We start from the raw sequence: 25838 nt of genomic DNA on the forward strand, positions 1-25838 counted from the left end.
GAAAGCAAAATAGCCAAACGCAAGTGCTACGTGAAGCACAAGAGTAAGTGGCGATTAATCTAGCTTAGTCAGTTTGTATTGTAGCTGCTGAATAGGCAGCTCTATCGTCTGTGGGTCAAGCTCTGGCGTAATATCACTGACCGGAAAGACGTTATCTATTTCCACCGCATTCGCGATAGCGTTAGTATCGCTATTGGATAAAAAAGTTAGTTGGGTGTAATCACTGGGCTGTAAGTCATACCGAGCCAGCGTTGCCTTTAAATCTATGCTGTATTCGTATGCGGCTAATAGGCTACCTGCGTTATCTTTGTATCTGCAGATCCGCCATTGATAGCTACTTTCGATAAACTCCAGCGCCCAAATCCCACTTTTATCTTGGATCATTTGTTGTGGTTGTTGGCAGGGCTGTGGTAGGGGGAGTAAACGGCTATGAGACCAAAGCCCCTCGTGGTTTTGGCACAATAAGTCGCCCTTACCAAGGTCGATAATATGCGAGCTTAGACCATATTGGCAAAACTGGGAGGCGGGAATGAAAAAGGGAGCGCTGTGCTTGTTAAGCGCGCCAAACGCAATATAGCCCATTAATACCTCAGTGTTGGTCATCCAGCCAAGGTAAACATATTCATCATCTTGCCAGTTTGTTGATGCGATTTTCCCCTGTTTAATGGTGTTAGTCAGCGTGAAGTGGTCGCTTTTGCCATTAAATGTACAAGTCAAACTGCCTTGTGTAGCGTCGATGTTACATGATTGCTGAGCTTGCTCCTGCGATAGCCGCTTTATTTTAGAGTTTGGCGTTTGATGAGTTAGCACGGAGGTGAACTTAGCCGCAGCAGACAATTGGCCGGTTTGATCTTGTTTAAAACGACATTTAGGCTGTATCTTTGAGGAATTGAGCACGACACTACCATCAAGCATAGCAAGCTCACAGCTATTGGCTATGGTACAAGCCGTGAGCAGCATAACGCCACAAAAGGCAATCCATGTGTTTTGCAAATCACAATACTCATCAATCATCAGCTACATCCTATAAACATAGCTGATAACACCTTGATTAAGCAATCTTTGGTTACGAGCGTTTATCAGTCAGACTATGGCTGAGGTTTGTTAGTCGTTTCGACCAGTTCCTCGGTTGGCTCACTATCTTGCTCATTGTCGTCGAGTTCATCGTCGTTACCGCGGGGGGCGTCTTCGTCAACGACAAGTAGTTGCTCGTGTGCTGTTTTTTCCTCGATACGCGGGTCCATGGTGGCAGCGAGCGGTGAGCTGGTAATATCAGAGGTCGCAGCAACATAGTCGCTAGGTTCTGGCTGCTCGGCCTTTTGTCTAGCGTTTATAAAGTGGAGGAGTAAGAACATGACAACGGTTAGTGCGCTTAACGAAGCGTATAGGGCTTGATGACCAAAATGGGACATGATCTGTGCAATAGCGGCCGAGCCAACACAGGCCCCTCCGCCAAACGCCACCAGCAGTGCAGAAGAAACGCCAACACGGTCTTCATCATCAACGCGGGAGTTTGCTAGTGCCGAAGAAAGTGGATACATGGTAAATGCAAATAACCCAAAGCCAAAAGTTAGCCAAAGACTGTAGCTTGGACTCAATGGAAGTAAAAATATACAAAGAGAAATCAAACCGATAAAAACGGCATTACTGCGCAGTAAGATACTTCTGCGAACTCGGTCAGAGATAATGCCCATTGGCCACTGTGCAAGCAAACCTGCAAAAATCGTTACCGACATATACATGGCAATTTCTTCGGCATTAAATCCTGATTGGCTGGCAAAAGTCGGGGCAAGGCCATAAAAACTACCATTAATCACTCCGGCAAAACAGACTGCGGTGAGAGATTGAGGCACTTTTTTGAAGTAGGTAAACAGACTGACTTGAATAGGCTTAAGTGGCTTAGGGTGGATCCGCCTCGTCGTTGAAATAGGGATAATTCCAAAGGATAAGGCAACAACAATTAAAAACAGCGGCGCATAGCCAAGCTCTGGAAAGTTTGAAAGCGCAAATTGCCCAGTTACCATACCGAGGTAGGAGGTGAGCATGTAAAAAGAAAATACCCGCCCTCGCTGCTCAGGTGCCGCTTGTTCATTCAGCCAGCTTTCGAGCACCATAAAGTTACACATCATGCCAAGACCTACCACAAGTCGTAGTCCAAGCCAAAGATAGATATTGTCACTCACCCCATGTATTGCTACGCAGGCCGTCACTGCCGCTGTGCTCGCCGCAAACGCGCGAATATGCCCAACTGACTTGATCAGGTGGTAGCCTAATTTGGCACCGAGCAACAAACCCAAGTAATAAAACGAGGTAAGCAAGCCAATCCAAAACGTACTGACGCCGTGCTGGCCTAAATAAAGCGCTAAGTAAGTGGTCAGCAGGCCTGTCCCACCGACTAAGAATAGATTTGTTAAATAAAGCGATGGAAAAGATTTCATATCGACCTTGGGATTCATTATGAATTTGCGTGTAACGCTCTAATAGTAGGGGAGAAATAGTTTATTTCCAAGCAAAAAGCTGTTGACTGTTTATCTGCCTTGTTAGCTTGTGTCGTTGGCTGATTGCTACATAGCCTAAGTTATAGGGTTATTCAATGTGGTTCTGGCAAAAATACAAAGATCAACAGGCCCTAATCATTGAATTGTTGCTTTAATTAGGTTGAGTGTTTTTTGTTCAGGTGATACAACTTAAGTTCAGGACTATATTATTACGAGCTAGTTCCTGAATTTATCAATAAAATAAAAAAGGATTACCAATGAAATTAACGGTTAAAAAATTAAAGTCTTTATCTAAAAACAGCCAAACACTTGATTATGCTGCGACGCCTAATGTGGCAGGTGGTTATACAACGAGGCCTGGTACGATTGGTTGCGAAACCACGACTAAAGAGTGCGATTTAATCACCACAGCACTTTGTACAAGCGCTAGATGTGGCAATTACACGACCGAAAATTGTTAGCAATCAAGTAAGCCGGAGCAGGGCTGTACCTGCCTTTGTTATTTGTATTTTATTGATTAATCAACCTGAGCTCAGAATAACGTTTGACGTAAATACTAAGCTCAGGCCAATGTAACTTTAATTTCCTTGATTCATCTGCGTTAATTTATCGCCAATGGGTTGAGAGAAGTTATAGCCATCGTACTTGTCCCAGTTAATCGACCATGTCATCACGCCACCAAAGTTCGGATAAGCCCTACTGGGTTGGATAGTGCCACATCCTGTACCTTTGGTTAAACAATCTAAGGCATTGATGATATTGCCGATAGGCGCTTGACCTGAATTTGCCGACTGTGGGCCAGAAGGTAGACCGATGGCTACTTGGTCATCCCGAAGTGGCGCAAAGCGGGTGCCATCAGCAAGCTCAAATCCCTCAATCAACATTTTTGCATGGGCAACCATCATGTTCACTGAGCCCTCAGGGGCGCTTCCCGGTTCATATGGGTTAGGTAGACCGCCATTGTTGTATAGCTGTACGTGAAGTAAATCTAACGTATCGCGTAGCTCGTTTATAAGTGGAATATAAGCGCCCCAAATACCTGAATAGGCAATCATGCCACCATGCACATAGGGATGCTCAGGGGCCATGGTAAGTACCATATTGCCACCAATATTTTGTTCAATCTGCTTTAATGCTCTAGGCAGCCGAGCTTGGATCTGAGAGCCATGCACAAGGTTCGAACCACTCTCTAAATCAATATCGAGCCCATCAAATCCCCATTGTTGAATAATATCGGTGAGGCTACTGACAAATGCCGCTTCATCGGAATCCGTATTGAGGGTAATTGTGCCTTCCGCACCACCAAGACTTAGCACAAAAACCTTACCTTGTGCTTGTAATGCCTGCATGTCGGATTTGAATTTTACCGGATCGATAGGGGGGCAGTTAGAGCGAATGTCTTTTTCAAATGGCGTGAAGTGCACCGTGCCATTCGAGTTTCTATCATTTTCAGCAAAGGCAATATCGATGATGTCCCAAGCATTAGACATCTGATCAAGTGGAATAGGGCAACCAGCTGGATTAACAAAGTTATGCCAATAGCCAATCAGTTTGTGCTTTTTACCGATGGGCTTGTCGATGACTTGAACTGTCACGCCGCTACTGGACACTAGATCATTATTGTCGTTGGTGGCCGTGGCATAAAGTGTTTTTGTGCCGATTGAGGCCGGTGCATAACTATATTCGTAGGGCGGCGTTGTGTCTGTATTGAGTAACACGCCGTCAGCATAAAACTGCACTTGTGTGATTTGTCCAACAAAAGAGGATGCTTGTGCAATCAATTGAGTGGAATTACCCAAAGTAATTTGGCTGCCGCTAGTGGGGGCGAGTAAATCAACGGCAATTGGTTTATCAGTCACATTCACTGTAATTGTTTGCGCGCTTTGATTACTTTCGTTATCGACGGCAACGGCTTTTAAGCTTACAGGATTGAGGGCTGTTGGTGTCCAGCTGTGGCTAAGCATTCCTTGATTGGCTGTGGCGAGGAGTGTATTGTCGGCATAGAGTGTCAGCGTAGCAATAGTGCCGTCTGTATCTTGAGCACTGACAGAGATAGTGGTGGGCGCATTGACCAAAACAGTACCATTATTGGACGGGCTTTCGAACGTTACGGTTGGCGCGATTGCGCAGATCCCTAAATCGCTCCATGCATCGGTCCAATACTGGCCTGCACCTGGCTCATATGCCCATTGCGCGTTTGAGCTACACCAACCTGCAATATCACAGCGATATTTATGATTATTATGAGCGACGAGTTCACCAGCCTGGTAATTTTGTCCAGCGCTGTATGCTCTAAGGCCTTGGCAGCCACCGCCTACTTTTGTTAGCACATCGATGGCAAGGTTTGCCTCACTTACCAAACCTTGATTGTCTATCGCTTTTACATTTAGTTGGTTTACGCCCACTTGCTCCGCTTGGAATTTGAACTCAAAAGGAGAGGTCGTTAGGTTCGTAACAAGCTGGTTGTTCACGCTAATTTCCACTCCCGCAATAGTACCGTCGCTATCTTCAGCTGTGATGCTGATCCCTACCATATCGCCTTGATAGAACTGCTGACCGCTGGCTGGCGCTACAATGGATACGTTTGGTGGTAAATTTCCTCCGCCCGGTTTTACTGTGATCCGTGCTGATTGCGAACTTCCGGTTAGCCCTTGTAAATCGGTGGCAATTGCACTGATGTTGTATTCGCCAAGTACTGCGTTCCAAGTGGTTTGAAATGGCGCGGTAGTGTCCGTAGCGATAACTTGCCCATTTACTAAGAATTCGACATAAGCCAGATCACCATCGACATCATTGGCATTAGCGGAAAAAACAGCGCTGTCATTTTCGCCCAGCACAGCGCCATTATTTGGGCTGGTGAGTACGACACTCGGCGCTTGACCTGACCCCGTTGCGCAAGCTCCAAGTGACCGCCAGACATCATAAGGACCGGAGTGGCCAGCTGGATTGTCGTTTTGACTGTACCACTTAGCTTCATATGCTTGGTTTTGGGATTGTGTAATATCCCCTTGTCTGTAGACTTGTTGTTCAGACCACAGGGTTAAATTACTACAGTCGTAGGCTTTTGCTTGGCCTGCGAGGATGAGAGCACCGCTCGTCCAAGCCAATCGTAATATAGAAGTTGGTTTCATACTGATCCCTTACATGTTGTTGTGTGTTTTATGAACAAAACCAAATTAGCATATAGGTAAATAATTCGTTAATCAACACTCGAGTTATGAGTAAATCTCATCGCTGCAATAACATGAGCATCGCAATTTTAATTCGCATATTTCAAATAATCGGCTAGGTTTAGAGGGAATTTAACGGACTCTATAGGACTCAATAATGGCGACTTCTTCAATTCCTTCCGGTTATCATTCACTCACGCCTTATCTTATTGTGGCTGGTGCAGCAAAAGCCATCGAGTTTTACCGAGCTGCTTTTGGTGCCAGCGTAAAGCTTCAGTTACCTATGCCAGATGGAGGAATAGCACATGCGGAGCTGCTGATTGGTAACTCTTATGTGATGCTTTCAGATATGTGCCCTGATGTGCACTTTAAAGATCCCAAGGAGCTTGGTGGCACGCCCGTTAGCTTAATGTTGTATGTTGACGATGTGGACACTGTATTTGCGGGGGCAATTGAATTGGGGGCACAGCAAGTCACGCCCGTTTGTGATCAGTTTTATGGTGATAGGGCAGGAACGCTACGAGACCCATTTGGTCATGTCTGGACGATTGGCACGCATAAAGAAGATCTCACAGAAACCGAGTTACTCGCGCGTATGGCTGATTTTATGGATAAGCAACAAGATGCCTAGTTGAGGTGAGCTTATCTCATTAGATTGCAGATTTATTAATTTTTTGTTTGTTTTTGATGGTGTGTTTTTTGGGGTCCTTGGTTAAAAGTCATTATTTAACATATGGTTAAGGCTTATCTTTGTGGTGGGATGAATTTTAAAGTTAATTTTATTGTTAATAATGTTGAATTTTTTATTTTTTCATGGCAGCTTAAGAATTAGTGATAAATTTTTATCACTAAACGACTATTTCAAGGAAATGATAATGAAATTAAAATTAAAAAAATCAGCGTTGAAGCAACTAGATAAAAACCAAAACCTACCTTTACAGCAAACGCCTCAAGTAGCTGGCGGTGCTGAGCCAAATACTAGAATCCCATGCCGTTTAACGGAAACGTTGACTGGTACGGATTACGGTCAGTGCCGTTGTTAGTATAGTCGAGCAGTGTTTTAGGTTAGCCTGATGAGGTAGAGAATCTACTTGTTGGACTACCAACCTTAAACAACATGATTTATAAATTAAGATTAACTCAAGGATAAGAAGATGAAATTGAAATTTAAAAAAACAGCATTAAAACAATTAGATAAAAAACAAAGCTTGCCTCAAGAGCAAACACCAAACATCGCTGGTGGCGCGACAGGTATTCGTTGTCGTCCTCCGATGTCAGAAACTGGCAATCAGTATTGGCAATGTGAGTGTTAAAATTAGTGACAAATTAACTTGCATAAGCTCACAGTCAAGTGAGCTTTTTTATTTTCGAAAAGTTACCAATATTTACTTTATCTTCATGTAATTCAGCGCTTTACGTATTTTATAGCGCCTCAATAAATTAAGTGGTTTACGCTTTAATCCAGCAGCAATTACAGTCTCTGTTGCCGCGAGTATGCGCTCGGCGCTTTTACCATCGCGGTAAGGGTGCACTTGCTGAATATATTGCTCAATATGTTCACTTTGTGCCTCAGATAGATTAAGTGCTTGTTCAACCGCTTCAGATAATTGGCCTGCTTCGGTAATATTGATTAAGGCATCTTGAGGTCGGTGATTATTAAAAGTGATAACCGGTTTACCAATTAATAGTGACTCATCAACGGCGCTAGAGGTATCAGAAATCACCACATCGGCTTGCTGAATGAGTGGAATAAGATTGTCATTCCCGGCAATTTCAAAGTCGCTGATGGTTTCAAGTTCCATATACATCTGTTGCCACTGCAGTTTCGTCTTAGGATGAAACTTAAGTTGGACTTTGTATTTTCCTGACTCTGCGAGCTGTTTGATTTGTGCATGTAATGCTTCAAGCGATGTGAGGTTTGGTGAAAAAGTGGGAGCGTACAGTATGACTGGCTTTTCATTCTCTTGCTTGATGTAATCAAAATAAGGGTCGAGTTTTGGCCAGCCAGTTTCAATCACCGAGAAATAACCATGCTTTTGTGCGAGTTGGTTAAATGGCGCGGTGGTAATTGGGCCATGAGTACAATACAAGTCGAAGAAACCACGGATCCCAAAGTGACCTTTCTTTTTATATTCTAACCCGTGAAATACTTGCACTTTGGCGCCTGGAAAAAAGTCAGGAACAACGTTTCCAGGTACAAATACTGCTCTAGGATTAAACGCCTTGACGTCCTCTACGCTCAGTAACTCCGCTTCGTCTGGTGCAAGTGAACTTGAGTTTACATCTTTACCTTTTAAAAACCACTTCACCACGTCACCGTTAGCACGGATAGCGTTTTGGATAGGTCTCAGAATGGCAAAGCTATATGGCTGCTCAATGTAGAAAAGATAATGTTTAGGCATTGAAAGTCACTTATAAAATCAGAGTTTATGGCCAGCACTTGAATGGCGCAACTAGGGCCAGAGCGATATTAAGCAAATAATACCGCTTTTACCGCATCAATACCAAACATCCGTTACTTAGCTGTACTGTTGCCGATACGTGAATGCACCTCAGTGGCTTGAGCCATCATGTTATCCATTAAGGTTTGTACTGATTCGATTTCTCGAATTAAGCCTTGAGATTGACCAATAAACTGCACTCCATGGTCTAAATCTCCGTGGATTGTGGCGGCTTCAAGCTTTTCGGTGGCGGCACCAAAGAGCGACAGCATCTTAATTTTATCGAATTGAGATAACAGTCCTAGTAGTAGCTTCCATAAGGGCATGTCGACCATTTTGGCGGCCTTGAATGATTTTATGGTGGCCATGAAAAAGTTCATCGGGCGGCGCGTTGCCTTTTCAGCCATGGGGGTTTTCATTACTCGAGCATAAAGACCATCGAAGTTTTTGGAGTAAATCGTCTGTTCAACGTCTTTTTCCACTACAGTATCTTTGACATGTTGATGCAAAGGGCTTTCTTTAGATGTTGCAAAACGAGAGCCCATCGCAACGCCCTCTGCGCCAAGAGCTAGCGCGGCGATAAGTCCTCGACCATCGGCAAATCCCCCCGCGGCAATCACAGGTATATCGACAATATCGACTATGCTCGGCACTAAACACAGTGAAGTTACTTCACCACCATGGGCTGCGGCCTCATGACCTGTAACTAATAGCGCATCAACGCCAGATTTTTGTGCTGCTAATGCATGCTTTTGCGTCACCACAGTGGCAATGACTTTTCCGCCGTAAGCTTTAGCCGCCTGCACTAGCCAATCGCCTTTTCCTAAAGAAAAATTGATAACAGGCACTTGCTCTTCTAATGCGATTTTGGCATTTTCTTTGGCGCCTGGCATCATTAACGTTACACCAATACCAAAAGGCTTGGCGGTGAGTTCACGAATTTTCCGTATTGCTTGACGTGTCTCGTCCTGACTGAGCGGGCCCGTGGCTAAAATACCTAAGCCACCAGCATTGCTCACTGCCGCAACAAGCTCAGGGACAGAAATCCAGCTCATGCCGGGTAATATAATGGGTTTTTCGATGCCAAATAATTCGGTGATAGCAGTTTTCATCATTGTTATTCTACTGGTCAGATGTGTTTATGAGCATAGCTGGAATTTTGCTTGAAGTGAATACTGGTTGTAAGATACCTGTTTAGAAAGAGGAACTAAGATGAACGTAGTTATATTATTAGTGAGTTTAGTCATTGCATTGGTCGTCTTGATCCCTTTGTTGGAAAAATATCAGCAACGTTTAGGGCTAGATAAAATGCAAAAGTATGCCAAATATGTACTGCCTTTATTAATGGTGGTGCTGATTATTAAACTCATCTATGTTTTGGTAGTTGAGTAAGACGCGCCGAGCTATTTTTTACGGCGCTTACCATTTTGTAACTTTAGCCATCCTGGTTTTTGCGAACGATTTAATTCACTTAAAATGAGGGTTGCCTTTTCTATTGTGATCCTAAAGTCGGCGATATCTTTGTATACCTGAATTGCGATTTTCTTCCTTTTTACCGCCGCGCCGGCGTCTAAAAATGACTCGACCAATTTACTCAAAAAGCGTGTTAGAGGCGAGCGAGCTTGGGTATTATCCTTACTTTCTAAGCGTTGTGTTTGTTGCTCTAGTTTGCGCTTTATTTGCGTTAATTCGGCTTGGCTAAATTCACTTTGGGCATTGGGCAACGCTTCGAACAAGTCGAGCTTGTCAGCTAAGTATTGACATTCAAGCGCGCTGAGCTCCTCTTGTTGTAAAATTCTACTTAAGCCATTTCTAAACTCAGTTTGTGTCACGCTTCGGCGGCTTAGACGCTCGCAATGCTGATTAAATAACTGCCACTTTTGCCACATGTACACATAGCCTAATCCCGCTCCTTTGATATTTTGCATGCCGACGATAATTTGATGCTCATTTGGCAGTGCTTGTTTGGCAATGACTTGATTTAAGGCATCAGGCTTGATGTCGCTATCATGCACTAATGTACATTTGAGTGTGGCAAGTTGCTCTGCAAGCGCAGTTGTTTGCGAAAGCATAGTGCTCAGGTCTTCAGCTTCCAAAAGCGACTGGGCAATTGTCCACGCTTCAAAACGCTTTAGTGTGAGCCGGTGTGTGTCGTCTTCGTTATTAAGTTGCGACTGCAGAGAGTCGATACTTGAAAACGCAGACTCAGGCAGCTTGTCTGCCGTAGTATTTAATGATGCGATAAGCGCATCTCGCGATAATGTGAGCCTAAAGCGCGTGAGTAAATCGCGTAGCGCATTGTGGTCGTTATTGCTGAAAATATTGTGTAAGAGGTTTTCCAGTGCAACCATAAAGTACTTAAAGAAACCATCGATATTGGTGCCGATCACCACAACGGCATCAAAATGCAGATCATTGGCCAGAATGTTCGCAAATACTTGCGAGCGCGCTACACGGTCGTTACGATTATTAATTAGTGCAACAATTTGCCCCTGCTTTCCCTGTTCGACAATGTTTAAGCGTTTCCAGTTTTCTATCGTTGCTAGGCGTTCGTTGGCAGACATGCTGTTGATAAAGCTTTGACTGATTGCACCGATCTTTGCGGTCGTAAATTGCTGAAGCACGCCAACATCGGGAATAACCCTAGAAGCCGTTTCTTTGAACACATAGTCTTTATTGATGCCAATATATTGCGCCATTTTACAGACCAGGGCGATGTTGTCCGGATGCTCAACATAGGGGTATTTTGCGAGAATGTCAGGCGTTATTTGATACCCATCACCCCAATGAATTTGAATGAGCGAAGTATTTTTTTGCTCCGCCGCCAAGTTGAGCACGGAGGCCATATTCTGCTCGGCGGTGAACACTTGGGTGTTGTAGCCCAAAAAGGCAGACATTTCTTTTGCCACATCCAAGCCTGTTGGGCCCAAAATATCTTCATGATCTGGGTAGGCATTAGTAATGGTAGCAAAATTGTCTTTCATCCAGCGAACTAGAATTTTTACATATCTTGGGTTTAAGCCCATACACTCCCACAGGAAAACGTCCGCTTTTACCTGTTTTGCAAAATGTAGTACATCAGCTTGCTCCCAAATACTCGCTTTGTCGAAGGGCCGAAATAGTGGGATCTCATATTGCTCACCAGAAATTTTTGAATAGATAAGCATCGCTTCACAGCCCGTGGTCTTGCTCACGACTCTCAGCGCCAAGCTGCTAAATAAAGCCGACTTAAGCCTCTCGGTTCCTGATTTTCCTCGTGTTCCCCAGCCGCCAATGGACACCGGAATGTGTTTTCGATTTTGCTTTATTCTTTTACTGACATAAATATGCCGAGTCCAAAAGTAGCTAATAAATGCAAGCACAAAGAAAACCAGCTGCGAAATACTATTTTGATAAATGGCATCGACGTATTCTTTAAAACTGCTCCAAATGGTGAGTAGCGCTGAGGTTGCACCAGAGCGAGTATAAAGTTGCTGAATGTCTTTCGCGACAGGAAATGACGTTTCTGCGATGTCGCCATAGGCACTAAAGCGCAGCGAAAATCCCAGCGTGTTAAGTGCGTCCAAATACTTACCTTGCTCAAGCTCGTTGCCTTTTCGTAAGCGGTCTAGCTCTGCAAACTGCCATGTTATGGTCCAGTACGCCTTAAGGCGTCGCCACAAAGTCGATGGCGGAGTAACGGCTAAAATACCATCCGGCGTATAGGTTTTGGCATCCTCTTTGCTATGGTCATTGGTCAGTACACTTAGTAAAAAGTCGAGTAACGGTAGATGTGGTCGACTCGTTTGTTCGGCAATATTAAAGAGCAACTCCCCCGGCACTTTTGTTTCGCTAATTTCCGCGGTAGTGCAGCTAGGGACGTGGATTGATACGCTGGGCTTTTTCGCTTTGGTATGGGAATAGCTTTGACGTTTATCGGTACTTGGTTGTCTTATTTCGTGTATTACTCGCCATAATCTTCTTGCTTGACGGTAGCCTTGTTGGATACGCCAGCCAGCTTTTGTTTTTGAGGCATTAAGACTTTGACCGCGCTGTGCAATATAAGAAAGTGAGCGGCCCAGTTCATCACGAGACCAAGTTGCCAGTGCGTCACTTTGTTCGTTGGCTTCAAGAGAAGCATTGAGCTGCGCGATGATGGCTTGATGATAGAAGCTACCTAGCTGCTCTCTGGCTCTGGTGATATAACGGCAAACGGCGATGCTTGTTTCGTTCGATAAACAGTCATTTAAGGTATCAATAAACCGTTTGAAGCAGAGATCGACTTGATCTGATTCAAGTTGCATATTCAGCATAATACGCGCGCTTTGCTCAAGCGCTAAGCGCTTTAACGGCATACTAAAGTCGCCGGTGAGTACGCGTTGCCACAGTAAAAACGAAAAATCGTGTTGACAAAACCGGTCGGCGGATAGCTGTTTTATCAGGGTGAAGCGCACAGCATTTTCACTCTCTTGCTCAAACCGGTTGGCGATTAACTCTTTTGCAAACTGTGTGGGATAAAACTCGACAAACTCTAACGTAACTTGACGCACTCTGGGTAAGGTATGCTCGCTTAGTGCACCAAGCATATTGAGATCTTTTTCTGTAAGCTTTGGTTGGCTGACAATAATTTTAGGAAAGATACTCAGAATATAGAGTACTTCGGCATCAACTTGCTGACTGTTTTCAATGTCGTTCGCCTCTTCCAGCAAGGCCCACATGTAAGCGCGAATAAAGGTGGGGCGTTGATGTATTAAGATCTCTAAAATATCGACAGTTGCCTGATAGGGCATGTTGTCAGACTCAAGCAGCTCAATAAGTTTGGCGATAAGCTCTGCGTCTAATTCTGGGTCGACCTCAAAGTTGTTTAAGGTTGCGACCATATTGACGAGTGCACGGATCAAACCATGACGAATATGTTGATTTTGGCTATGGTCGAGTAAATTTAAGCAAAACGGTTGTAAATCTAAGCGTTGCCAGGCATTTTCTAGGGTATCGTGGTGTGCGCGTAAATATCGATTAGTTAAGGCACCAAGTTTGGCGATTAAAAACTTAATCTGTTGTTCAATCGCGGCAACTTGATGTTGATATCGAGCAACTACAGCGCCTTCGTCAAACCATCGTGAAAATGCTTTTTTGTCTTGCTCTAATACGACTTTAGTCGCCCCTAGCTCCTGAGCGTAGGCGATAATATGTAGCTCTTTTTCGCTGGCAAATTCAGACTTAGCAATGCGCTGTACAAATCCGGTGTGGGATACCTCGACCAGCAAGATTTGTTCATGTAAGGTCTCAATCTTATGCCTCAAAAAGGCGATAGATTGAAGCACGAGCCAGTCGGTTTCATCCTCGTTTTCAGGGCGATTGTAGAGTAGTTCCCATGCACATAATTCGTCGATCAACGCACTGTATTTATGTTGATACAGGTTCAGCCAAAACTTTTCAGTTTCGGCAAAAAATAAGGCTTCTAATTGACTCTTTAAGGCTTTAGCGCTCATGTAAATCTTGCTCTAATAAATGACTTAGCTGTAACGATTCAAAAATAATTTCGTCGTGAGCATAGGGGGCAAAAGCGGTTTGCTGTACATTGCCTAAACGTACTTGGAGTCCGACCTGATGGGTGTTGTTAAACCAGTCTTGAGTCCAAGTTACGCCTAACCAACCTGCGGTGTTATGACTAAAGTCAAAACCCGTTTGCCAACCCAATTGAGTTAAGTACTGCCATGTTGGATTGGGGCGGTTCTGATCGGCAAATACATAGCTTGATGTTAATCCTGCATGGAAAATATGTCCTTGATAAAATTGATACCAATCAAATGAAAACAGTGCATTGTCGAGCGTTTGCCAATCTTGATTTGATGTCAGTGTAACGCCGGAGCTGAAGTAACTATCAACCCAAGGCTGATAGCGCAGCCCAGCATGTGCTTGCCAGCCGTGCTTGTGATTATTACGGTAAAAGGTGTACATATCAGGGCCAATTTGCTCGTCTGCAATAAACTCTTCTTTGCTGATACTGGTGTACTTGTAAAAAGGCTGCCACCACCAAATGCTTCTAAAACCGCTGTTATAACGGTGAATTTGGCCAAACTTTGCCGAAATATTAGAGCTTAAATGGGTTTCACTGATAGCCGTTGCATCCTGCCAACGATTACGTACCCTCGCTTCTGCAAACCAGTTCGACTGCTGCGAGAGCCAATCATATTGACCATTGATAGAGAAGGTGTCTTGGTGATGATTATCCATCGTGTAGAAAGTATCGATACGGTACCAGTTATTCTCATCCTTCACTCTCAATGATAAACCTAAATCGAGTGTGGTACGGCTAGGGCTAGGCTCTGTTGTCTGTACAATGTCATCGTTATCAATATTCAAAAAGCCTTCGACGCCAGTGCGACTTTCATCAGTTTCAATGCGAGCTTGCTGAAATACTGGCTCAGTACTTGTTGGTGTTAACTGTTGTTTGGCTTTTAAGAACATTGGCACTTCAGGTACTAGGTTAACGCGATGCAATGTTGGACTTAACGTCCAGATAGACATGCGTGCTAACGTTTGCTGTTGTTGGCCGGTTAGTGAGACTTGTCCTGCCGGGTGAAAATAGGTGGCTTCATTTCTAATACCATCGGCAAAGGTTTCAATTTTAATCAGACTATCTCGAGTTAATTTTGCCGTGATTGGGGTTGCTTCATCAGAGCGATAAAAAATCTGCCTCGTATCCAACGGGATATCATGCCATTGACCTTGATTGAAGTATTGCGGACGTACGCTCACACTTTGCCCCGATAAAGGGTTGAGCCAACGCAATTGCAGCAGCCCTTGGCGCGTTTCGATTTGTTTAATACCGTAATAGAGCGGTTGCATTGGTTGCAGCGAGATCACATCACCTTGATTTGGCCCCACCAGCTCCACATTAGCAGGCGGTGCTACTATTTGTTTGGCAGAAGAGTAGGCAAACTTAACTCTTACTTGAACTTGTTGGTACTCAGAAAAATCAATAGTCAGTATCTCGTTTGCTCTGAGCGGCAGGCCTGATGGCTGGTTTTCTGTGAGGTGTACGGTAATTTGGTCACCAACGCTTTGCGCCGCAAGCGTATCGACCTTAACCTTTTGTGTGCCAACATAGCTTGTGTATTGTTCAGCGGCGAGCCATTGACCATAGCGCATCAAGCGGGCATATAAATCGGTTAAAACGGCATCACCCGATAAGCTCGGGTGCAGACGTTGAAGGACCCTGTTGTAGCTTTCGTTAGACAATGTTTGCTGACTCAATTGATACAAGGCATTTATCGCGATTTCTTTAGCGCTGAGTTCGTCGGCTATGCGCGTATCAGCGCTACTAACCAAGTGTGCAGACTTATCTGCAAAAGCCGGAGTATTAGCGGTTTCTGGTTGCACTCGGATCTCTACAAACAACTCATTACTACTGAAAAGTGTGAGGCTTTCATTTGCCGCTAATTGAATATATTGCTGCGATGCAATAGATAATCGAGTCGTTTGTGGCTGCAATTGTAAGTTTGCTGCGATATCACTAAATATGGGTAAAAGCCGGGTTTTGGTGTCGTGTTCATACAGCAGCCATTGGGTATTTTTGTATTCTTGTCCTTGGTACGCAGCACGAGCACTCAGCTTTACCGTCAAAGGCGTTTTAGCAACCAATTTGATAGGCTTATCCGAACTTAGCGGGTACAGCTCAGTTTGATTATCCAGTGACTCCACGACTTGTAGCCCATAGTGAGTGAGGCTGTATTGTGGTTGGGTAAGTTCGTTTGTTTGAATTGCCGCGACTCGTTCGGCCTGTTTTGGAGTTAATACCATTTGCTGGCTTGTCCACAGCGCTTCTTGCTGAAGCCCGGAGTCAAGTAGGTATGTCAACAGGATATCATCGCATTGATATTGCGTGATATCGGTCTCGTGGGCAGCGCATAATAGGCTAGCTTGGATATACTCATTCAGTGCTAAATACCTCGTGAGTAGCTCATTGGCAGCGTATTCTCTTAAAGATTGAGCGGTACTTTTTAGCAGCGATTTTAGTAACACCTCGGCGTTTCCACTGCGTTCTAGCTGAGTCAAAATAGCAATATTAAGTTGCCAAGCCATTAAGGTAACTTGCTCACTATGACCACTCAAATACGGCTTCAGTTTCGCAAGCGCCATGAGTGGTTTAGTCTTTGCTGCCATTTGCAGCTCCGCAAGTGCTTTGGTGGCGGTAAATTGGTCATGGCTGTCTGCCTTAATGCTTATTTCCGGCGCACTCAGCCCGCTAAGAGATAAATAGTAAGTGTCCGCTCGATTTTGTTTGCTTCTTGCCAGCAGACCTTGAACCAGTGCCCCTTGGCCTAGTGCCTCCTGCGTCATGGTCAAAAAGTCGGGAAATGGTTGTAAGCGGTTTACTGCTACAGCGATATCAAGCGCTTGCTTAGCCCCTTCAATCGTCACAACTTTGGATGCTGGATTTATGTGTAGGGTAAGTCTTTGAAAATCACTGCTAGGCGCAACAAGCAGCGTATGTTGGCCATGCTCGTTGGTGATGGTTAAGCGCTCTTGCGTTTTTGCTCGAACATATAAGGTAATTGCATTATCAATTCTCAGTATATTCTCAAGATGATAGTTAAGTGGCTGAGACGATGTTATGTAATTGACTCGCTGAGCGCTCGAGGTGAGCAGCACTTGCCCAGCGGAGCTGCGGCTGCCCAGCGTCACTCCGCTTAGGGAAACATGATGAGTGAGCGGTTGAGGGGAGCTTGGCGTTAAAAAATACACCGTAGAGGCAATATCGTTAAGCATTTGCTTACGTTTGACCGCCAACGCCGTGTCAGTAGCGCTAAAAGTGAGTGGAGAAGTATCACCATTCATGTAAAGGGCGCTAAGCTGCTCGTTCAGCTGTTTATTCCAATACGGATTAAATAGCGACTCTTGCTGCTTTATTCCCACATTGTCGTCGTAAATACCACGGTGCATTTGTAGTAAGTTAAGGTAGACAGGCACCGTCGTTGTGATAGTGAGATAACTACCTTGCGGGACGGTAATATAATCTTGGTTAGACAAGCCGACTTTAGGCTCAAGATACTCATCCGCTTGGATATCTGATATTGCAATGGTGCTGATAACCTCACCGTTGACTTTAATTGTGACAGTACCATTTTGCGCAATCGCGTGCAGATCTTTTCGAACCTCTAGTTTGAGTTTTTTGGCGTGCTCAAAGAACACGCTTGTCACTTGTGTAGGTTGTAAGTGAAACCAGCGCTCTGTATCTTGCGCTAATTGCAGTGTTTGGTCGTCAAGCCCTGGCAGTTTGAGCGCTCTTCGATACGGATCTCTATGGCTGTGCATGCTGCCTTGCCAAAGCGCAAGAGATTGAACGTTATCACCGGTGTAAGCAACCTGAATTAAGCGGTTTTGTGCTGTTGCACTCAGTTGGCAACGGGATTGAATACATAACCAATCGGACGTTGGAATGGCACGTCGTAGCTCCGGGGTTTCCCCTGCAAAAAATTCGAATGTATCGAGGGCACTTGGTGTTGTGACTAACCACGCGTGACTTGGCAAAAACAGCCACGCTTTTTGCTGCGGTGCAAAGTGCTTGTTAGCGTTGGCTTGAGTAAATTGCATACGTGACAGATCAACCCATTGGGCAGCCGTTTGTATCCCTATCTCATTGGCTCGGGATATCGTTGCAAACAGCAGTAGTGTTATTATAAAAGTGATTGCACGCATTTAGTAAACTGCTCTAGTTGTTGATTGTTATTAATTAATTGCTTTCTTGTTTGATAGCTTAGCTCAATATGGATAAAGCTATATTCAGGAAGCGCAAGCTGATGCATGATATTTTGCGTCCCGCCAAGTTCTTGCACTTCTTGAGGGTAAATCAGCGCCCGATAACCTTGCTTAACAAGACAAGACTTCAACTTCCATAGCGTGTCGTCATTTGTTTTGCCTTGGCTCAAAATTATTTCGCTTAGTTTACCGCCGTCGGTTTTTCGTTTTTTCTGACTAAATCCATGTATTTGGAACACTTTTGCTGTTGGGTGTAAAGATGTAAAAGCTACGATAGCTGAAGCGTGAATATTGTGAGGTTGCTTGGCGTAATCATAGCTTTTTGTTGTGTCATTGTTATCGTATCTGTGTTTTGTGTTGTTCAGTAACACTTGGCAACTGTGCTGGAAAATGTGCTCACCAATGGTCAGCGTATGTTTATCATGAAATCGATGTGGAACAGACACCACGCAAGGCCGATGTTTTGGCGCATAAGTGACTTCGCCATGCGCATCACTTTGAGGCTTTGGCGTCAATGTAAATTGCTCTGCTTGGTGCGTAAATTGCCAGCCATCAAGCGCTACAGGTTGGTTAAACCATTGCGCCATCTTGCTGTTGTTGGGAACCGCAGCGTTAACATTCAATGACAAGCACAATGCAATGTAAAGTGCGTAGCGACTAAGGCGTCTCATTTTGCCACCAGTTTAATGTTGCATCAGGCTGTTCATGTTCCTCCAGTACACTTATCCAAACATCATGTGAAAAGCGAAGCGTCATGGTTTTAGGCGATATTAAGTCTTGAAACAGCGGCAAAGTAATACTTGGGTACTCGTACAGCTCTGCGTGATTAGGGTTAAAAAACATCCTCGTTTGTGCTGGGTTTGGGTGTAGGACAAAGTGTTTAGCTAAAATAGTGTATTCATCGCTTGGGGTGATTACCTTAGTGCTATCCAGAGTGGTTGCTACCGTGATTTCATCTTGAGGAGCGGCACTAAACACTTTGACGACCAAAGCGTTAGGTTGCAGGTTATTCTCACTAACAGCAACAGTGAGCGGCGTTGCTTTCGCTACTTTGTACAGGCGGATCTTCCGCACGGTTCTTGGGATCCCTTGATTGATGAAAAGAGCTTGGGTATTAGCTAACTCCTCTATTTGTAAGCTGTTTAGCGGAACTTCAAATAGCGTTGGTTTACGCTTTTGCTTCACAATCACACTGCTTGGGTAGCTTGTCGCTTCACCGAGCTTAAAGAGTGCAGATTTAGCTACCTGACGATATTCAAACTCCATTTGCGGTACTGAGTTATCAAAGTAAGCTTGCTCAATGGGCACCAACGCGATATCCGATACAGCTAAACGCTGATCTAAGTCTTTGGAGCGGTATTGAGGTAGCAACTCAGGTACTTCTGGTGGCGCTTCAAATAAGCGCACCGATGCTATCTGTTTTTGTGTATGAAAGAGGTAATGGTTATCGGCCTTTTGGCTAAACCATGCGTCAATACCCTGATAAGTTGGACTTTCAGGGTCACACACTGGGTCGCAACGATGGCTCAGGTAATTAAATGTTGGGCTGCGGGCTTGCAGCTTCACCATCGCGTTTTCGGCTTCAATTTTGATTTGATTAACGTTATCTGGTATTGCCAAATAACGCTTCTCTGCGGTCGGCAAGGCTTGACGCTCTGTGGTTTCAGTTATCAGTCTATCGTACAAAGCTTGCTCCGCCGTTGCGGTAAAAACATAGTCCTTGATCCGCTCATTATTGCTATAGAGGCTCACGGAGAGAGTGCTGCCAGTGGGTGCGCGCCACTCCAAAGCGATATCGCTTTTAGGAGAGACTTGATAGTAAACCGGCGTTTGCGCGTTGAGCATGTAATAATAACTATGCAGCGGGACTATTGGGTCGACGCCATTGCTAAATATCCGAATACTGGTGGGGGCGTTTGCGCTAATGGTAACAAGGCCAGCTGGTAAGTTGCTTAGTTTAGCTTGGGTAGTGGATAGCATCTTAGGCGTTAGTCGCTTTGGCGCATCGAGTTGGCGTAAATCATGCCAAACAAAAGTGAGATTTGCATTCTCTGGATGGCTTAATAAATATTCCGTGTTTTCATAGACGCGAAAACTGGCGTTCAGCTGCTCAGAAATAAACAAACTGTCTAAATCTAGCTGGGTCGAAAAATCATGATTAAGCACATTGTAGGGGAGTGACTCGTATAACAAGTCAGCACGAAAGTCGATGTTGGGCACGCCCTGTGGCGCTAGCTTTTGCCAATCTAACATGACCGAATTGTATTTTTCTTCGTTGGTTAATGCGTTTTCGCCTATGGTGTGGTAATTCGTCATGCGCTCACGCCACTCGGTTGGCCTTTTCAGCCATGCTTTGGCGGGGTCGGTAATACTGTTACTAGTTTGGGCATGGACGCGTACCACCACGCCTTTAAGCTGAGCATTTTCTGGTATCAACTTTAACGTGATAGTCGTAGCTTGTTGTAACTCTTCACGATTTAAATAAAAGGATTGCCCAGACGCCACTGCCAACGCTTTACGGTTTTCAATGATCTGTTTTACCTGTTGCTGAAAGTCGTTCGAGGCGGCTTTAGCTGCATGGTGATAAGTACCGCGATAAATAATGGCTCCTTTTGCATCAAGTAACTGATATTCAATAGCATAGTTGACAGGCTGATCATCCAGCGGCTGAAATTCGAATATCCCATTGGACAACACCCGAACAGATATGGTCCGAGACGCAGAAAAGGAAAACTTCAGTGCACTGTCGGTCTTTAGCCAATGAACATTGGAGCGGATATTAAACAGAGTCGAGGTATTTGAAGGCTCCGCCGATTTTACCCAAACAAATAAAGTGACGGCGAACCAAACAAAAAGTAGCAGCAAAGCCGTAAAAATAGCAAATCGTAATATCTGCTTAATCCAGTACATAACGCCCCTCATGAACCGCTTTTGCATAAGTGGCTAAATCAATAACGCGATTTCTTCTTGGTAAGTATAGCGCGAGCAGAGCGTTATCTTGGGTAAACATTAATCCCAGCTCACCATTTCTATGCGTGCTAAAGGCGCTTATTTTGCATTGGCTTTCAAATTGACAAAGTGCTTGGAGCACCGGTAAATGTTGGGTGGTGGCATAACGCCCAGTGGCGGCGTTAAGTGCATCAATAAATGGTGCACTAGCCTCATGCCAATCATTTGGAGAGAGGGTAAGCAAGTCGATTACTTTGAGCCGAGGTGTGTGTGCAACGGCTAAAAGGCGTTGCAATAAAGCATCGTTGGTAATGGCAAAGTGAGATTTAAAATCCGATGCTAACCACAGTGCCGCTAACTCACTTTTTGGTGCGAACAGCTGATATCCCGACTGCGGTGTGGTACCGAGTTCCAAACCTCTTGTTGCTTCTTGTCCTGAAACGGTTTGAGTATTAACACCAAGATCAGCTAGCACCCTTTGAAGTTTAGCAATGGTGTCATTATGGATAGGGTTAGGTGTTGTGAATTGGTACGCAAGCGCTGAAGGTCTGATGCTTGCAGGCGCGCTATGACTGCGGATCTGTAAATTAAGTAAGGGGTTGTCATAAAAGTAGCGCTGTGCACTTTGATACACCACATTAAATAGTGACCGCACGTTGTCGGCTGCCATTACATTTGCATCTATGCTGGTATACGGGTGAGCGCCAGCGATTGCCAGTAACTTTGCATGAGTGGCCGTAAACAACTGACCAGAGAACTCCAACGTGTTACTTTCAAAGAGTGGTCTAGGCACCGCAATGGTGAGGGATGGTTTAGCCAGCATTGCGATAAAGTACACCCCTTGACCCAAATCATAGGCAGATTTGGTATCTAAAGGAGAAATTGCAACGAATTTTCCTTGGTTATTTTCAACTAATGTTAATTGATATTGTAATAGGTTTGCTACGCGATTTATCTGACTCAGCCTTATCTCAAGCATTTCTGGCGTTGTTACTATTTCAAGGTTTTGGGTGATGGCAAATAACGGCCTTAATACTTCATATTCCCACAGTGCAGCATTGGTATCACTCAGTGCGCTAAATGCACCGCTGCCTTTGGCGCTAATGTGACTTGCAAATGCTTCAATAAGTGCCTGTATGCTCTCATCGCTTGTGCTTATCTTATCTATGTCTTTGTCGATACGTTGCAGGCCATATGCGCTTAGCAACGACGAATAGCTATCCGAGCTTAAATACGCCTCAATCATCTGGCCATGGAACTGGCTGTAAGGTAAAGGTGCATTTGCCGCGAGACCAAAGTGTGCATCGTTGATGTTAAACAAGGTAGCAAGTTCAGATTGTTGCACTGAGCTTGGCACACTGTTAAATATCCACATCTGTGCGTCTTCTTTTAAACTGTGTTGGTGCATCAATTGGCTTACTTGCCGATTAATTTCTCTGAGTTGGACGACCTCAGGAATATCCATCGCCATAAAAAAGTCACTATAGAACTCGCTTTGTTTACCGTTCTTATCGCCACTTTGGTTAGGTCGCGCATTGCCAAACGCCATTGCCTGACTTTGCCAATAGGAAAACAATATCCCACCAGCTTCGCTGGCAAGCCGCTCAGCGGTGGGGTAAGGCACGCTGATGATATGGGCTTTTTGAGCAGCTAAATTAATGATAAACAGGCCGCGTTTATGATCTTGTTGATTGTCTTTTATTACTAAAAATTGTGTTGTACGTTGCAAAGAAAAGTCGGCTTGACGAAGTAAGGTAGCGGCCTCGGCATAGCGTGACTCACTATCCTGTTTGAGCAACCTAATCGCTTGTTTAAAGTGGCTACGTTGCTGCTCCGTCACATATTGGCTGACATTGACGGTAGCCACATTTTGAGTATACAGCTGGCTCTTGTAATTACTGATCACTTGGCTGAGTGTTAAATCGCTGGCTGTTTCATTTATCGTTAATGTATTACTTTGTACGAACAGGCTTGGAATAACCATAATTGCAAAACCGATACAGATGGCGATGAAGCCACCAACAATTGAGGTTTGAAAAGTTGCACGGATCACAAGGCCTAGCGCATTTTTTTGGTAAATTTTAAGGGCGAGTAAGGTCGATAGCATGTAGCCAAAAGCAAAGGTATCGGTCACTTTTAAGGTTGGGAAGTAACCGACGACGACGTAGTTTAAAATCAATTTGTAGACAAAGCCGATATTAAAAAACAGCAGCATGAGTCGCGCGCCTTCGATATTGGCGTGTTTTAAACGAGTAAAGTTTAAGACTACATATCCAAAGACTAAAATAATCGCTGTTTCTACGAATGATGTGAGCAGCTTAGTGGGTTGCATCAGTTGTAGTGCCAGCAGCGCCGGTAGCATAATGCCATTGAATTCCCAGCCGTATTTTAAATTAGCCCTTGATGCGATAAAAGCGGTGATCACCAAGATAATATAAGCTTTAGGGGCTGCAATAATTGAGGCCGCGACAGCTTCGTACATGACGGCAAGATTGGCAATGCTAAAGTTGGTGAACGTCATCAATCCAAAACGAATGATGATATAGGTAACAATCAACTGAATAGCAGTGACTTTTATGCCGTATTTAAAGCCGCCATTCCACATTACATTGGCGGTCAATGCGATGATAATCAGCCCGAGGCTATACAGCTGTGCGGCGTAATCAAAAGTGATGTCCCATTGTGTTAAGTACGCAGCGACCAACGGCCAAAACAGCACATCCATGGTAACTCGAACAATAATGCTTAACAAAACGATGGCAAAAAATCGATCACGGCCGAACATTTCTGCATAGCCCAGTCGCTCAACAAGTGTTTTGGCAAAAAACCGCATTAAGCCATAAACGACAATGGCCTCAACAATGATCACCCAAGCCGATGTTGGGCTCACGATAAATAACGGGACTAGGTAACCAGGAACCACTAAACCAGTTAACGGGAAGCCAAACCTAAGATTGAAAAATGCAACAACCGCGATGCCTATCCAAACACACGTGATAACGGACTGCCCAAGTCCGCCCGCGCTTGGGAATAGCGTCAGTGTCCAGTCCATTTATTCGTCATCCCACTCTTCAGGCAAAAGTTGCTCGTTAATCGCAAGCTGCTCTGACAAGTGTGTTAAAAAGGCTTCTTTATCATCTAGCTGAGATAATTGCTCGCCAAGGTCGATAAATTCAAACAACACCCCGCTGGTTTCAAATGGGGTGCTAGCGTTAAGGCTGGTTGATTGTTTGAGTAAGGCGCGAATGCTTAGTAAATAAGTTCGATTGTCTAAATAGACGGGTAATACGATTTTGCCACGTTTTAGGGTTAAATAGCGCAGCTTTCCTTTAGCTTGTTCACTATCCATCTCGGTACAGCGGCAAAGTAAGTCTAAGGCGGACATGTCGAAAATAGACAGCTTATGTTCTCTAGCAAAGCGTTCAAGAGATTCATTTACCTGCACAATTTGGCCAAATAAGTTATATAAAATACTGGCACTGTGAAGCTGGTTGAAGACATGCTCCAGTGAGGTAAGCTTTTGATCCATCTCATTAATTGCATTTTTAATTTTATGACTTAGAGGCTCCTTTAGAGAAAAAGTCAGCGTCCGAATCAGTGTGCTTTTGAGGTTTTTTTGCTCAGCAGAAAACACTTTATAGTGGAATAATAATTCACCAATTTGATGCGCAAAGAGGTTCACATTTTTAATAAACGCTTGCTCATCAAAGTTGTCTTGAGGAGCGACGGTTAGCGCCCAAAAACCCCGAACATCTCCTGCGTACATCAGGGGAACGATGTACTGCTGCTCATCTTCCGCTAGATGTTGGAAGAAAGGGCGGGTAATTTTGATAGCACCAAAGGCTTTGATTGCATCTGAATAAGGTACTCGTTCGTAATCTCGTCGCATCTCTAAGATATCACTGAGCTGACAGTGTATTGCGCGTATTTCAGTTACTCTGTGGTCACCCTCTAAGCGGGTGAGAAAGATACTTCTTTTCAGGTTGAGCTGCTGATTAACCAGTTGGATAATCGCATCCCAAGGTTCATTATGCTCAAGAAAGTGTCGTGGTAGATATCGACCCATCATACGTTGCTGAATTTGGGCTATTAGTGACTTTAAGTTTTCTTCTTCTGACCACTTCAGTGAGATAAACACCCAAAGTAGCGTCAGCCATATCAAAGATAACAACTCACCAAGCGGCAATAACACGGAGTACCAATGATGCGCAGCAAGGCCACTTATAATCAGTAATATGCTGGTGAATACCGCAATGACGACATTGGTCTTTGTCGCATTTCTTTGGTACCACACTAAGAAAAATATTGATGCTAGTACCATGAGTGCGACGATCGTCACTTTATGTAAAGGCTGAATAAAGCTGTCGGATGCAAAGCTGTTGGCGATAAATGCTTGTAGGTAAACGGGTGGAAGTTCTTGTGCGCCAAAATAAGCGTTACTATTCAAGCGTGAAAACTTTGAATGCTGAGCAACTAAGATGACCTTTTGACTGAGTTGTGCTGTGAATAGGTCGCCATCAAGCACTCTCTGCGCACTGAATTTTGGTAGTGAATAATAAGGTAGCGAGTAGTCTATGATTTTGTTGAGGTATTCGCCATGCTGTGGAAATATTTTATCCCACAAAATGTCACACGCGCTTGCTGGTGGTGCGAGGCTGATTGCACTGCCATACCAATTTTCTGTTTCCAACAGACAAACCGATTGCGTATTGAATGGATAGTAAATCGAGTCGTCGTTTTGTTGTGGCGAAAGTTCGGTATTAGCAAAGAACACAACGGCTTTTGGTTGATAGCCAGAGAGTATTTTTGCTAACTGCTGATGTTGTTGCTGTAAGTTTTCCGCTTCAATCACGACTACTTGCGTTGCTTGCGTGGTGTTGAGGTTGGAAAACCATTGTAACCCAATTAGGTTTACCTGTTTATATAAGCCTGATGCTGACGCGATCAACAAAATAGCGAATAAACTCATAAATAGCCAAAACTCATGTTGGCGTTTTATAAAGTTTAATTGATTAAAAATCGACATGCTTTTTCAC

The 25838-nt window shown here is 44.3% G+C and carries 16 protein-coding genes; 5 read left to right on the forward strand and 11 right to left on the reverse strand.

Features of this window, described 5'->3' with window-relative positions; translation table 11 throughout:
- Nucleotides 1–54: 54 nt before the first annotated feature.
- A complete protein-coding gene (locus tag JJQ94_RS09825; protein ID WP_099030865.1) occupies nt 55–1014 on the reverse strand; it encodes a hypothetical protein in 960 nt (319 codons plus the stop codon).
- A gap of 74 nt (nt 1015–1088) precedes the next feature.
- A complete protein-coding gene (locus tag JJQ94_RS09830; protein ID WP_099030904.1) occupies nt 1089–2438 on the reverse strand; it encodes an MFS transporter in 1350 nt (449 codons plus the stop codon).
- A 317-nt stretch (nt 2439–2755) separates the two neighbouring features.
- Here JJQ94_RS09830 and JJQ94_RS09835 point away from each other — a divergent pair, with 317 nt between their 5' ends.
- A complete protein-coding gene (locus tag JJQ94_RS09835) occupies nt 2756–2959 on the forward strand; it encodes a hypothetical protein (RefSeq protein ID WP_088531297.1) in 204 nt (67 codons plus the stop codon).
- A gap of 117 nt (nt 2960–3076) precedes the next feature.
- Here JJQ94_RS09835 and JJQ94_RS09840 read toward each other — a convergent pair whose 3' ends face one another.
- Complete coding sequence (locus JJQ94_RS09840; protein ID WP_099030866.1) at nt 3077–5629, reverse strand: Ig-like domain-containing protein; 2553 nt, start codon at nt 5627–5629, stop codon at nt 3077–3079.
- A 196-nt stretch (nt 5630–5825) separates the two neighbouring features.
- Between JJQ94_RS09840 and JJQ94_RS09845 the strand changes: the two genes are divergently transcribed.
- From JJQ94_RS09845 to JJQ94_RS09855, 3 genes are all read left to right on the forward strand, one after another.
- A complete protein-coding gene (locus tag JJQ94_RS09845) occupies nt 5826–6299 on the forward strand; it encodes a VOC family protein (RefSeq protein WP_088531295.1) in 474 nt (157 codons plus the stop codon).
- A 244-nt stretch (nt 6300–6543) separates the two neighbouring features.
- Nucleotides 6544–6711, forward strand: coding sequence for a hypothetical protein (locus JJQ94_RS09850; RefSeq protein WP_017217813.1), 168 nt, complete (start codon nt 6544–6546; stop codon nt 6709–6711).
- A 111-nt stretch (nt 6712–6822) separates the two neighbouring features.
- Nucleotides 6823–6981, forward strand: a complete 159-nt coding sequence (locus tag JJQ94_RS09855) for a hypothetical protein (protein ID WP_172439955.1) — start codon at nt 6823–6825, stop codon at nt 6979–6981.
- 72 nt (nt 6982–7053) lie between these two features.
- Here JJQ94_RS09855 and JJQ94_RS09860 read toward each other — a convergent pair whose 3' ends face one another.
- Together JJQ94_RS09860 and JJQ94_RS09865 are read right to left on the reverse strand one after the other, a co-directional pair.
- Entirely contained in the window at nt 7054–8070 is a 1017-nt protein-coding gene (locus tag JJQ94_RS09860) for a UDP-N-acetylglucosamine 2-epimerase (protein ID WP_099030867.1), read from the reverse strand.
- A 113-nt stretch (nt 8071–8183) separates the two neighbouring features.
- Nucleotides 8184–9221: an NAD(P)H-dependent flavin oxidoreductase gene (locus tag JJQ94_RS09865; RefSeq protein ID WP_172439956.1), complete on the reverse strand. Its 1038-nt coding sequence runs from the start codon at nt 9219–9221 to the stop codon at nt 8184–8186.
- A gap of 100 nt (nt 9222–9321) precedes the next feature.
- On the opposite strand from JJQ94_RS09865, the gene JJQ94_RS09870 reads away from it, so the two are divergent.
- Nucleotides 9322–9501 (forward strand): hypothetical protein, encoded by a 180-nt coding sequence (locus JJQ94_RS09870; RefSeq protein ID WP_099030869.1) that lies wholly within the window; start codon nt 9322–9324, stop codon nt 9499–9501.
- 11 nt (nt 9502–9512) lie between these two features.
- On the opposite strand, the gene pgsB is transcribed toward JJQ94_RS09870, so the two are convergent.
- The 6 genes from pgsB to JJQ94_RS09900 are packed head-to-tail and all read right to left on the reverse strand — an operon-like array spanning nt 9513 to nt 25828.
- Entirely contained in the window at nt 9513–13580 is a 4068-nt protein-coding gene (gene pgsB / locus JJQ94_RS09875; RefSeq protein ID WP_099030870.1) for a poly-gamma-glutamate synthase PgsB, read from the reverse strand.
- Nucleotides 13570–17793, reverse strand: a complete 4224-nt coding sequence (locus tag JJQ94_RS09880) for a hypothetical protein (RefSeq protein ID WP_099030871.1) — start codon at nt 17791–17793, stop codon at nt 13570–13572. Before JJQ94_RS09880 ends, pgsB begins: the two co-directional genes overlap by 11 nt.
- Nucleotides 17772–18524: a hypothetical protein gene (locus JJQ94_RS09885; RefSeq protein WP_099030872.1), complete on the reverse strand. Its 753-nt coding sequence runs from the start codon at nt 18522–18524 to the stop codon at nt 17772–17774. The genes JJQ94_RS09880 and JJQ94_RS09885 overlap by 22 nt, the downstream gene beginning before the upstream one ends.
- Nucleotides 18511–20763, reverse strand: a complete 2253-nt coding sequence (locus tag JJQ94_RS09890; RefSeq protein ID WP_099030873.1) for a hypothetical protein — start codon at nt 20761–20763, stop codon at nt 18511–18513. The genes JJQ94_RS09885 and JJQ94_RS09890 overlap by 14 nt, the downstream gene beginning before the upstream one ends.
- Nucleotides 20750–23854 (reverse strand): poly-gamma-glutamate biosynthesis protein PgsC/CapC, encoded by a 3105-nt coding sequence (locus JJQ94_RS09895; RefSeq protein WP_099030874.1) that lies wholly within the window; start codon nt 23852–23854, stop codon nt 20750–20752. The genes JJQ94_RS09890 and JJQ94_RS09895 overlap by 14 nt, the downstream gene beginning before the upstream one ends.
- Nucleotides 23855–25828: a hypothetical protein gene (locus JJQ94_RS09900; RefSeq protein ID WP_099030875.1), complete on the reverse strand. Its 1974-nt coding sequence runs from the start codon at nt 25826–25828 to the stop codon at nt 23855–23857.
- Nucleotides 25829–25838: the final 10 nt, after the last annotated feature.

Source organism: Pseudoalteromonas sp. GCY (assembly GCF_016695175.1).
Classification (GTDB): domain Bacteria; phylum Pseudomonadota; class Gammaproteobacteria; order Enterobacterales; family Alteromonadaceae; genus Pseudoalteromonas.